Consider the following 11,523-nt stretch of genomic DNA (forward strand, 5'->3'; position numbering starts at 1 on the left):
CCACCCCCCAGGTCATGCCTTCGACAGGGGGACACAGTCATGCCGGGCCCGGAGGCCAGCGGCCCCGTTGCAGGACCGCGAAGAACATAACGGGGAGTGGGGCGGTCCCGGGCGCCCCCGCCCGGACGGTGCCACGGGTGGGGGTACGTGCGGTGCGACAACGTTGTCGCGATGTCGCGTGGACGACTCTACCGGGCCAACGGATGTAGTGGCCAACTGAGTTGGCGACCAGTCGGCCGAAAATGCCTTGCCCGGCATGCGGACGCACGCGTACGTTCTTGCGCATGGGAACTCTGTGATCGCCCCCCGTCCGACCACGTAGAGCACTGCTCGGCCGTAACGCACGGTTTCTGCCGTGGCGCACGGTTTCGGCAGCGGCGCACGGCGCTGCTGCAGAGCCCCGCTCCGTCGTCGTGGCGTGCTGATTCCTCATCGAATCCGTTCCATCGGCCTTTCCCACTTGGCCGAGAACAGGGGCTTTCACATGCGTGCGCCAACATCCTCGCCCACCTCACCGCACCCCCGGTCCTCCCGTTCCTCCCGTTCCTCCGAGCGCTCCCACCTCGCCAAGCCCACCCACTCCTCCCAGCTCTCCCTGCACGGCGTCACCAAGCGCTACGACGACCACACGGTGCTCGATCAGGTCTCCTTCAATCTCGCCCCGGGCGAGAAGGTCGGAGTGATCGGCGACAACGGGGCCGGGAAGTCCACGCTGCTCCGTCTCCTCGCCGACGACGAGCGGCCCGACCTGGGGGAGATCACCGTGGCGGCGCCCGGCGGAACCGGTTACCTCGCCCAGACCCTCGCCCTGCCCGCAGAGGCCACCGTCCAGCACGCCCTCGACCTGGCGCTGGCGGAGCTCCGCGCGTTGGAGGCGGCGCTGCGGCGCACCGAGGCGGTCCTGGCCGAGGCGGCCGAGGGCGCGGAACTGGATGCCGCCCTTTCCGCGTACGCCCGACTGACCGGACAGTACGAAGCGCGCGACGGCTACGGCGCCGACACCCGCGTCGCCGCCGCGTTGCACGGGCTCGGCCTGCCGGGACTTTCCCGGGACCGCAGGCTCGGCACGCTCTCCGGCGGCGAGCGGTCACGGCTGGCCCTGGCCGCGACGCTGGCGTCCCGGCCCGAGCTGCTGCTGCTCGACGAACCGACCAACGACCTCGACGACCGGGCCGTCGGCTGGCTCGAGGATCATCTGCGGGCCCACCGCGGCACCGTCGTCGCGGTCACCCACGACCGGGTGTTCCTGGAACGGCTCACGACCACCGTTCTGGAAGTGGACGGCGGCCGGGTCACCCGCCACGGAAACGGTTACGCCGGTTATCTCGCCGCCAAGGCCGCCGAACGCCGTCGGCGGCAGCAGCAGTACGACGAGTGGCGTGCCGAACTCGAGCGCAGCCGTCGGCTGGCCGAATCCAACATGGTTCGTCTGGACGGCATCCCGCGCAAGACGGCCAAGGCGGGGTTCGGTCATGGTGCTTTCCGTGCCCGGGGTCGCGCTCACGGTGCGATGAGCCGGATCCGTAACGCCAAGGAACGGACCGAGCGGCTGACCGCGAACCCGGTGTCGGCGCCGCCGGACCCGCTGACCTTCGCCGCCCGCATCGACACGGCGGGCAGGACGGACGACGGGCCGGCCGCCCGCCTCGACGACGTGGTCGTGCCAGGCCGGTTGACGGTGCCGGAGCTGCAACTCGACGCCACCGAACGGCTGCTGGTCACCGGCCCCAATGGAGCAGGCAAGAGCACCCTGCTGCGCGTCCTGGCCGGCGAACTGCGACCGGACGCCGGAACGGTGAGTGTCTCCGGCCGGGTGGGGCACCTGCGGCAGGAGGAGGCGCCGTGGCCGCCCGAGCTGACCGTGCTGGCGGCGTTCGCCCACGGCCGCCCCGGCGACCGGGACGAGCACGCCGACCGGCTGCTGTCGCTCGGACTCTTCGAGCCTCGCCAACTCCGTTTGCGAATCGGTGAGTTGTCGTACGGGCAGCGCAGGCGGATCGAGCTCGCCCGGCTGGTGAGCGAACCGGTGGACCTCCTCCTGCTGGACGAGCCCACCAACCACCTGTCGCCCTCCCTGGTGGAGGAGTTGGAGGAGGCGCTGACCGGTTACCCGGGCGCGCTGGTGCTGGTCACGCACGACCGCCGGATGCGGGCGCGGTTCACCGGTTCCCGGCTTGAGCTGAACGAGGGGGCCGTAGCGAGCAGGCGATGAGGGGCGGCGGACATCAGTCGCCCAACTGGCTCGCCAACCAGTGCAGTTGGCGTCGTACCTGCTCCGCCTCGCCCCCCTCGTGCCCGTTGAACGGGTACGGGTGGATCTCCCTCTGCGGATCCGCGCCGCCGCTCAGGTCCCCGTACCGGTTGAAGGCGGCGTACGCCCCGCTCGGCGGACAGACCGTGTCGCGCAGGCCCGTGCCGAAGTGGGCGGGCGCATGGGCGCGGCGGGCGAAGGAGACGCCTTCCACGTAGGACAGCGTGCGGTAGACGGTTTCTTCGCTGCCGCGGTGGACGGAGAGATAGGCGGCGATCTCGCCGTACGGCCCCGCGTCGGTGAGGTCCAGGGCACGCCGGATGCCGCACAGGAGGGGGGCCGTGACGAGGAGGGCGGTCAGGTCGGGGACCAGGCCCGCGACGGCGAGGGCGAGGCCGCCGCCCTGGCTGTTCCCGACGGCGATCGTGCGGGCGGGGTCCACGCCCGGCAGCGCCCGGACGGCCGTCACCGCGCGCACCGCGTCCGTGATCAGCCGGCGGTAGTGGTAGTCCCGCGGGGAGAGCAGGCCGCGGACGGCCGGGCCGGGACCGCCGGGTGCGGCGGCGTGCGGGTCGGGGGTGGCACCGCCGTTGCCGTACTGGTCGCCCTGGCCGCGGTTGTCCATCAGCAGGTGGGCGCAGCCGGCGTTCACCCAGGTCAGGCGCTCGTGGGGGAGACCACGGCCGCGCCCGTATCCGGCGTACTCGACGACCGCGGGAAGCGGTTCCTGCGCGCCGGAGGGAAGGCTGAACCAGGCCCGCACGGGGTCTCCCGCGAAACCCCGGAACGTCACGTCCCAGGTCTGCGTCAGACGGAGACCGGTTTGCACGGGCTCCACCGACACAAGCGGCTCCCGCTGCTCGGCCTCCTTCAGGGTGTCGCTCCAGAACGCGTCGAAGTCGGCGGGTTCGTCGGGCTCGGGTCGGTGGCGTTGCAGTTCCGGCAGCGGCAGGTCGAACGCGGGCACGGGGGCACCTCGCAGGGGTTGTGGGCGATCGATCGTTGCGTTGCTCAGACAGAAATTTGCGGAGGACGGTACCACCCGACTCTCCGGTTCTACCCCGCCCGTGAGGGATTCCAACGCCCCCGAAGTCCCACCAGCCCACCGTGCAGCACCCATTGACAGCGCTTTCCGTAACCCCTTACGTTGCCGCAGAGTTACCGGTAAGGGCACGAAAGTTTCGAGATCACGCGCTGCGAGTCGAGCGTTTCGAAGACGCCCCGGGAGGCCCGAGCATGAGCACCTCCACCACATCGGCCCCACCCCCAGGAACCCAGAACCCACCGCCCGAGACCCGGCACGGTCCCACACCGCCGGCCGCGCGCCGCGGCTGGCGGCGGGCCCTGCGGCGGGACTGGCAGCTGTACTCGCTGGCCGTGCTGCCGCTGCTGTTCTTCCTGGTCTTCCGCTATCTGCCGATGATCGGCAACGTGATCGCCTTCCGCCGCTTCGAACCGGGCGGTTCGATCCTGGGGGAGCAGTGGGTGGGGCTGCGCTATGTGCGGATGTTCCTGACCGATCCGACCTTCTGGCAGGTCTTCCGCAACACGCTGTGGCTCGGCGGACTGACGCTGGTGTTCTGCTTTCCCATCCCGATCGTCCTGGCCCTGCTGCTCAACGAGGTGCGCCGGCGCTCCCTGAAGTGGTTCGTGCAGTCGATCTCGTACCTTCCGCACTTCCTGTCGATCGTGATCGTCGCGGGCATCACCATGCAGATGCTGGCCGCGGAAGGCCCGGTCAACCAGGTGCTCGGCTGGTTCGGTCAGGACCCGGTCCGGTTCATCCAGGAACCCGGCTGGTTCCGCACGATCTACGTGGGCTCGGAGATCTGGCAGACCGCCGGCTGGGGCACGATCCTCTACCTCGCGGCCCTCACCACGATCGACGAGGACCTCTACGAGGCCGCCCGCATCGACGGTGCGAACCGCTGGCGGCAGATCTGGCACGTCACCCTGCCCGGAATCCGGCCCACCATGATCACGTTGCTGATCCTCAACATCGGCACGTTCATGGCGGTCGGCTTCGAGAAGGTCCTGCTGCTGTACAACCCGCTGACCTATCCGACGGCCGACGTGGTCTCCACGTACCTCTACCGCGCCGGGGTCGAGTCCAACAGCTTCAGCTACGCCGCCGCCATCGGCCTGTTCGAAGCGATCATCGGCCTGGTGCTGATCACCGGCGCGAACCAGGTGTCGCGACGCACGGTGGGGACGAGCCTGTGGTGAGCCTCCTGACCCCCCGTGCTCCGCGTCCGCGCACCTCCGTGAACCAGCCCACGCGCGGTTACCGCGTTTTCCAGGGCGTCAACGGAGTGATCCTCACCCTCGTCGTGCTCGTGACCCTCTACCCCTTCGTCAACATCATCGCCCGCTCCTTCAGCGGCGAACGGCAGATCCGCGCCGGTGAAGTGAGCCTGTGGCCCAAGGGGTTCAACCTCACCACGTACAAAATCGTCTTCCAGGACTCGATGTTCTGGCGAAACTACGGAAACACCGTGTTCTACACGGTCGTCTCCACCGTCGTCGCCATGGTCCTGACGACCTGTTACGCCTACGTCCTGTCGAAGAGGAACCTCAAAGGCCGTGGCCTCCTCGTCGGTATAGCCGTGTTCACCATGTTCTTCACCGGCGGGCTGATTCCCAACTACGTCCTGGTCACCAGCATGGGCCTGAAGAACTCGGTCTGGGCGATCGCCCTGCCGAACGCGATCAGCGTCTTCAACCTGCTGGTGATGAAGGCCTTCTTCGAGAGCCTGCCGACCGAACTGGAGGAGGCCGCGGAGATCGACGGGCTCAGCACCTACGGCGTCCTGCTCAGAATCGTGCTGCCGCTGTCCAAAGCCGTCATCGCGACGATGGTGCTCTTCTACTCCGTGTCGTTCTGGAACTCCTGGTTCTCGGCCTACCTCTACATGGACCGCACGGAACTCATGCCGGCCACCGTCTACTTGCGCAACCTCATCTCGGGCGCCACCACGGGCGGCAACGCCGGTGCCGGCACGGAGCAGCTCAGCCAGGTCGGGGCGAACATCCAGGCGGTCACGATCGTGCTGACGTCGCTGCCGATCCTCTGCGTGTACCCGTTCGTCCAGCGCTTCTTCGTCTCGGGCGTGATGCTCGGCGCGGTCAAGGGCTGAGCCGCACGACCAGCGCCTCAATCTCCATCAGAGGCCTGCAATCAACAGTCCGGTCGACGCCGCCACAACCGCCGACCGCAACCGCAGGAGGTTCTGAGTGATGAACGGCACGCAGTTGTCCAGGCGTCAGATCATGGCCGCCGCAGGCTTCATCGGCCTCGCCGCTCTCACCGGCTGTGGCAGCGGCGAGGACGGAGGGGATTCCAAGGACCTCTCCAAGAAACAGAACGGCGCGATGAAGGAGTATCGGGCCGGTCAGCAGTTCAAGGCGTCGAAGCCGCTTTCCTTCTCGATGCTGCACAACAACAACCCGAACTACCCCTTGAAGAACAGCTGGCTGTTCTGGAAGGAACTCACCAAGCGCACCGGCATCACCCTGAAGCCGACTGCCGTCCCGCTCAGTGACTACGAGAAGAAACGCAGCGTCCTGATCGGTGCGGGCGACGCCCCGTTCCTGATCCCCAAGACGTACCACCCCTCCGAGGTGGCCTTCGTCTCGTCGGGCGCGATCCTCCCGGTCAGCGAGTACGTGCACCTGATGCCCAACTTCCAGGACAAGGTCAGAAAATGGAAGCTGGAGCCCGAGCTCGACTCCATCCGGCAGTCCGACGGCAAGTACTACCTCCTCCCCGGCCTGCACGAGAGGGTGAAGTCCGGCTATTCGTTGTCCTTGCGCACGGACGTCCTCGACAAGCTCGGTCTGAGCCTGCCCAGCACCTGGGACCAGGTGTACGACGTCTTCAAGGCGATCAAGGCCGAATACCCGGACCGATACCCCTTCTCCGACCGTTGGAGCACCAACACCCCTTTCCCGGCGGCTGCGTTGCTCAGCTACCTCGGTCAGGCGCACGGAGTGAAGGCAGGCTGGACCTACGACAACATCAGTTTCGACTCGACGGCGGGGGAGTTCGTCTTCACCGGCGCCACGGACGGTTACCGCCAGGTGGTCGAGTACCTGAGAAAGCTGGTCGCCGAGAAACTGATGGACCCGGAGAGTTTCACGCAGACCGATGACGACGCGGTGCAGAAACTGCTGGGTGAGAAATCATTCGCCATCAGCGCCAACCCGCAGGAACTGGTCCAGAACTACCGCTACAACCTTGAGAAACAGGTCAAGGGAGCGAAGATCGAGATGGTGCCGGTGCCGCTCGGGCCGGCCGGCCCGGTGGTGATCGGCGGCGCCCGGCTGGAGAACGGCGTCATGATCTCCACCAAGGCCCTCAAGAGCGACACGTTCGTGGCGATGATGCAGTTCGTCGACTGGCTGTGGTACTCCGACGAGGGCCAGCGTCTCTCCAAGTGGGGTGTCCAGGGCGTCACTTACACGCAGTCCGGCAGCCAGTACACGCTGGAGCCCGGCATCTCGCTCATGGGCGCGAACCCGGACGCCCCGAAGGACCTCCAGAAGGACTACGGCTTCTTCAACGGCGTCTTCACCTACGGGGGCAGCTGGGAGCTCGTCTCCTCGTCCTTCGGCCCGGACGAGAAGAAGTTCCAGGACGCCATGGCCCAGTACCGGCAACTGCCCATCGACCCGGCCCACCCGCTGCAGTCCGTGGAGCAGGAACAGGCCTCGCTCTGGGACACCCCCCTCAGGGACCACGTCACCCAGAACATGCTCAAGTTCGCGCTCGGCAAGCGGCCGCTCTCCGAATGGGGCGACTACGTCACCGAGTTGAAGGCCAAGAACATGGATCAGCTGGTCGGCCTGCACAACAAGGCGCGCGAACGCTTCAAGAAGGAGAACGGGTGATCAGCGTCCCTGCCGATCCGATGGGCAGGCTCTCCGACGCCTGGCGACACTGCGTCGGCACCGGCCGCATCGAACTCGCCCTGCGCCGCGACTACCAGGACTCCCTCGCCGTGCTCCAGCGTGACATCGGTTTCCGGTACATCCGCGGCCACGGCCTGCTCAGCGACGGCATGGGCGTGCACCGCCCGTACGACCACGAGGGCGCCCGCCACGTCCACCACTCCTTCACCTACGTCGACCAGGTCGTCGACACCTATCTGGCAGCCGGCATCCGCCCCTTCCTGGAACTCGGCTTCATGCCGACGGAGTTGGCTCTCGGCACCCAGACGGTCTTCTGGTGGCGCGGCAATGTCACCCCGCCCCGCTCCCACCGTGAATGGGCCGACCTGGTCCGCGCCACCCTCGCCCACCTCGTCGACCGCTACGGCCTCGACGAGGTCCGCACCTGGCCCGTCGAGGTGTGGAACGAGCCCAACCTCCCCGACTTCTGGCAGGACGCGGACGAAAAGGCGTACCACCGGCTGTACGAGGTCACCGCGCACACCGTGAAGGAGGTGGACGCCGGGCTCCAGGTCGGGGGCCCGGCGATCTCCCCGGGCGCCGACGACTGGCTGGAGCGGTTCGCCGAGTTCGCGGAAGACCGGGACGTGCCCGTCGACTTCGTGTCCAAGCACGCCTACACCTCCGGCCCCGCGCACCACGTGCCGTTCGGCGTCCACCAGACGCTGGCCCCGGCATCCGCTCTGCTCGACCAGTTCGCCACACCCCGCGAACTCCTCAAGCGCACCAGGCTGGCCGAACTGCCGGTCCACATCACGGAGTTCAATTCCTCCTACCGTCCGGACAACCCGATCCACGACACCGCTTTCCATGCCGCCTACCTGGCGCCGGTTCTCGCACACGGCGGCGACTTCGCCGACTCCTTCTCCTACTGGACGTTCAGCGACACGTTCGAGGAAACCGGTGTCCCCACCGCCCTCTTCCACGGCGGATTCGGATTGCTCACCCACCGGCAGGTCAGGAAACCGACGTACCACCTGTACGCGTTCATGGCCCGGATGGGGCCCGACCTGCTGGCGCGCGGCGACGACCACCTCGTCACCCGCCACCCCGACGGCCGGGTCACGGTTGTGGCCTGGGCGCCCGTCGACCCGACCGGCGAGACCCCCGGCCCCGACCGGCACGCACTGCGCCTGTCCCTCCCGGTCGCGGCGCGCGAGGCCTTCGTCCGCCGGTCCACCGTCGACGAGGAGCACGGGAACGCCTACACCGCCTGGCGGCACATGGGCAGCCCGCGCTCGCCGAAGCCGGGGCAGCTGGACGTCCTGCACGAGGCCGCCGAGCCCGCCCGCAGCCACCGGCGGCTGCCCGCGCCGCAGGGGCGCGCCGAGCTGGACCTCAGCCTCGCCCGCAACGAGATCACTCTCGTCGAGCTCACCCCGGTCGCCGACGAGATCCCGCCCTGGTGGGACGAACGGCGGCTCTTCGGCAGGCCGGCGACATGATCCCGGCAAGCGCTTCGAGACCGCTTCCCTCCCCGCACCCAGTCGTCCTGCACGGCAGTCTCATGAGCCCGACGAGCGGTACCCCGAACCGTTTCGGAACCGGTTTCTCGTCCTGCCGTCGGTCGCCCGCACAGGAGGTCTCATGACCACCGTGAACACCGTGAGTGTGGGCGCCGGGCCCCTCTCCCGCGCCGCCGCCCTCGTGCACACCCTCCTCACCGTCGAAGCCCTGTTTCTCGCGGCGACCGCTCCAGGCCTCGTCGGCCTGTTCTTCCTGGGCCCCGACCCGGCCAACCTGCCCCTCGCCGCCGCATGCCTGCTGCCGCTCGGCCCGGCCGTCTCCGCCGCGTTGTACGCCCTGCACCACCGCAGCCGTGACCTCGCCGACCTGCACCCGGCCCGCGTCTACACCCGCGGCTGGCGGCTCAACGCCCTCCCCGCGCTGAAGCTCTGGGCGCCCCTGCTGGCTTGGCTGACCGTGATCGCGTTCAGCCTCACCCACTTCGCCGCGACCGGGCTGCCCGGCTGGTGGGCGGTGCTCCTCGGGGGCATCGGCGTGGCGTCCCTGCTCTGGGGCGCCCACGCCGTCGTCCTCACCTCGTTGTTCACGTTCCGCGCCCGCGACACCGCCCGCCTGGCCGCGTACTTCCTGTTCCGGCGGGGGCGCGTCACCCTCGCCGCGGCCTCTCTGCTCGTCCTGACCGGCGGCCTGACCGCTCTGCTCACCGAGGCCCTGCCCGCCCTGCTGGCCGCACCGCTGCTGCTCTCGCTGGTGCAGTCGAGCCGCCCGGTGATCGTCGAGACCCAGGAGGACTTCACCGCATGACCGCCACCGACCCCGGAAACCACAGCCGGCTCCCGCGCACCGGCAAGATCCCGTACGGCGGCGACTACAACCCCGAGCAGTGGCCGCGGCAGGTCTGGGACGAGGACCACCGCCTGTTCACGCAGGCCGGCGTCGACACCCTCACGGTCGGCGTCTTCAGCTGGTCGCTCACCCAACCGGCGGAGGACGTGTACGACTTCACGATGCTCGACGGCATCCTCGATCGCGCCGCCGCCGAGGGCCGTCACGTCTGCCTCGCCACCGGTACCGCCGCTCTCCCGCCCTGGCTCGCGAAGAAACACCCCGACGTCAACCGCACCGACTTCGAAGGCCGACGGCGCCGATACGGCCAACGGCACAACTTCTGCCCCAGTTCGCCCGCTTACCGCCGCCTGGCCGCGGCCCTGTCCGGCCGCCTCGCCGAACGGTACGCGAGACACCCGGCGTTGCTGGCCTGGCACATCAACAACGAGTACAGCGGTGTCTGTTACTGCGACCTGTGCGCCGAAGCCTTCCGCGGCTGGCTGCGCGCACGGCACGGCACCCTCGACGCCCTCAACGACGCCTGGTGGACTGCCTTCTGGTCGCACCGCTACACCGGCTGGGACGAGATCGAGCCGCCGAGCGCCCTCACCGAGCACTGGCGCGGCCCCGACCACACCGCCTTCCAGGGCATCACGCTCGACTACCAGCGTTTCATGACCGACGCCCTGCTCGGCTGCTTCACCGCCGAGAAGGAGGCCATCCGCGCCCACGACCCGGACACGCCCGTCACCACCAACCTCATGGGCGCCTACCGCCCGCTCGACTACCACCGCTGGGCGCCCCACCTCGACTTCGCCTCCTGGGACAACTACCCGCCCCTCGACGCCCCGCCCACCCGTCCGGCCCTCGCCCACGACCTGATGCGCGGCCTCAAGGACGGCGCCCCCTTCTGGCTGATGGAGCAGACCCCGTCCACGACCGCCTGCCGCGACGTCAACCCCCTGCGCCGCCCCGGCGAACTCCGCCTCGCCACCTGGCAGGCCATCGCCCACGGCGCGGACGCCGCCCTCTACTTCCAGATGCGCGCCTCTCGCGGCGCCTGCGAGAAGTACCACGGCGCGGTCATCGGGCACTCGGGTCGCGACGACACCCGCGTCTTCGGCGAAGTCGCCTCACTGGGAAGGGAGTTGACGGAGCTCGGAGCGATCACCCTCGGCGCCCGGACCCCTGCCCGGACCGCTCTCCTCTTCGACTGGGACAGCTGGTGGGCCCTGGAGATCTCCGACGGCCCGTCCCGACTGGTCCGCTACGCAGATGTCGTCCACGCCTACTACCGGGCCGCCCGCGAGGCCGGCGCCGACGTGGACGTCGTGGCGGTCACCGCCGACCTCACGCCGTACGACGTGGTCCTCGCCCCGGTGCTCCACCTCGTCAAGGGAGACCTGGCGCAGCGCCTGGAGTCCGTGGCCCGACGCGGCGGCACCGTCCTCGCCACCTTCCTCACCGCCCGCTCGGACGAACACGACCGCGCCTTCCTCGCCGACGTCCCCGGCCCACTGGGCCCCCTCATGGGCATCCGCGTCGACGAGTGGGACGCACGGCCCGAAGACGTGGTACAGCCCATCCAGCTGGGAGAGTTCACGACGCAGGCCCGACTGGTCTTCGAGATCGTCCAGCTGTGCGGCGCCGAGCCGGTCGCCGCCTACGGCGCCGACTTCTACGCGGGCGCCCCGGCCGTGACCCGCAACGCCTTCGAAGCCGGCGAGGCCTGGTACGTGGCGACCGCCCTCGACCAGCCCGGCGTCGACCACGTGGTCCGCCGCGTCCTGGCCCGCCACGACCTGATCGGCCCCTACGCCGACCACCGCACCGTCGAGACCGCCACCCGGGTCGCCCCCGACGGCACACGCCTGCTCTTTCTGCTCAACCACACGCAGGAACCGGCCCACCTGACCGCCCCCGCCCCCGCCACCGATCTCCTCACCGGCAAACGGCTCGACCAGGGCGAGGCACTGACCCTGGACCCGCTGGGCGTGGCGATCCTGCGGTTTCAGTAAACGTTCCTG

Annotated in this window: 8 protein-coding genes; 7 read left to right on the forward strand and 1 reads right to left on the reverse strand. The window is 69.1% G+C overall.

Annotation, left to right across the window (positions count from 1 at the left end; translation table 11 throughout):
- Positions 1 to 484 precede the first annotated feature (484 nt).
- Positions 485 to 2,212, forward strand: a complete 1,728-nt coding sequence (locus tag ACIBAF_RS30075; protein ID WP_399467221.1) for a TlrC/CarA/OleB/SrmB family ABC-F type ribosomal protection protein — start codon at positions 485 to 487, stop codon at positions 2,210 to 2,212.
- Between the two features lie 13 nt (positions 2,213 to 2,225).
- On the opposite strand, the gene ACIBAF_RS30080 is transcribed toward ACIBAF_RS30075, so the two are convergent.
- A complete protein-coding gene (locus tag ACIBAF_RS30080; RefSeq protein ID WP_399467222.1) occupies positions 2,226 to 3,218 on the reverse strand; it encodes an acetylxylan esterase in 993 nt (330 codons plus the stop codon).
- Positions 3,219 to 3,487: 269 nt separating this feature from the next.
- Between ACIBAF_RS30080 and ACIBAF_RS30085 the strand changes: the two genes are divergently transcribed.
- The 6 genes from ACIBAF_RS30085 (at position 3,488) to ACIBAF_RS30110 (ending at position 11,514) form a co-directional block, all read left to right on the forward strand.
- Positions 3,488 to 4,477 (forward strand): ABC transporter permease, encoded by a 990-nt coding sequence (locus ACIBAF_RS30085; RefSeq protein WP_399467223.1) that lies wholly within the window; start codon positions 3,488 to 3,490, stop codon positions 4,475 to 4,477.
- Positions 4,474 to 5,388, forward strand: a complete 915-nt coding sequence (locus ACIBAF_RS30090; protein WP_399467224.1) for a carbohydrate ABC transporter permease — start codon at positions 4,474 to 4,476, stop codon at positions 5,386 to 5,388. The genes ACIBAF_RS30085 and ACIBAF_RS30090 overlap by 4 nt, the downstream gene beginning before the upstream one ends.
- Positions 5,389 to 5,488: 100 nt before the next feature.
- Positions 5,489 to 7,141, forward strand: a complete 1,653-nt coding sequence (locus ACIBAF_RS30095) for an extracellular solute-binding protein (protein WP_399467225.1) — start codon at positions 5,489 to 5,491, stop codon at positions 7,139 to 7,141.
- Positions 7,138 to 8,646, forward strand: a complete 1,509-nt coding sequence (locus ACIBAF_RS30100; RefSeq protein ID WP_399467226.1) for a xylan 1,4-beta-xylosidase — start codon at positions 7,138 to 7,140, stop codon at positions 8,644 to 8,646. The genes ACIBAF_RS30095 and ACIBAF_RS30100 overlap by 4 nt, the downstream gene beginning before the upstream one ends.
- A 142-nt stretch (positions 8,647 to 8,788) precedes the next feature.
- Positions 8,789 to 9,472 carry a hypothetical protein gene (locus ACIBAF_RS30105; RefSeq protein ID WP_399467228.1) on the forward strand — a complete coding sequence of 228 codons (684 nt, stop codon included), beginning with the start codon at positions 8,789 to 8,791 and terminating at the stop codon, positions 9,470 to 9,472.
- Positions 9,469 to 11,514: a beta-galactosidase gene (locus ACIBAF_RS30110; protein WP_399467229.1), complete on the forward strand. Its 2,046-nt coding sequence runs from the start codon at positions 9,469 to 9,471 to the stop codon at positions 11,512 to 11,514. Before ACIBAF_RS30105 ends, ACIBAF_RS30110 begins: the two co-directional genes overlap by 4 nt.
- Positions 11,515 to 11,523 lie beyond the last annotated feature (9 nt).

This window comes from Streptomyces sp. NPDC051677, from assembly GCF_044453465.1.
In the GTDB taxonomy this organism is placed as follows: Bacteria; Actinomycetota; Actinomycetes; order Streptomycetales; family Streptomycetaceae; genus Streptomyces.

What these genes read in the sequence shown, in the direction of transcription:
- ACIBAF_RS30095 (WP_399467225.1), top strand. Translation starts at nt 5,489, where the DNA reads ATGAACGGCACGCAGTTGTCCAGGCGTCAGATCATGGCCGCCGCAGGC.
- ACIBAF_RS30105 (WP_399467228.1), top strand. Translation starts at nt 8,789, where the DNA reads ATGACCACCGTGAACACCGTGAGTGTGGGCGCCGGGCCCCTCTCCCGC.
- ACIBAF_RS30110 (WP_399467229.1), top strand. Translation starts at nt 9,469, where the DNA reads ATGACCGCCACCGACCCCGGAAACCACAGCCGGCTCCCGCGCACCGGC.
- ACIBAF_RS30085 (WP_399467223.1), top strand. Translation starts at nt 3,488, where the DNA reads ATGAGCACCTCCACCACATCGGCCCCACCCCCAGGAACCCAGAACCCA.
- ACIBAF_RS30075 (WP_399467221.1), top strand. Translation starts at nt 485, where the DNA reads ATGCGTGCGCCAACATCCTCGCCCACCTCACCGCACCCCCGGTCCTCC.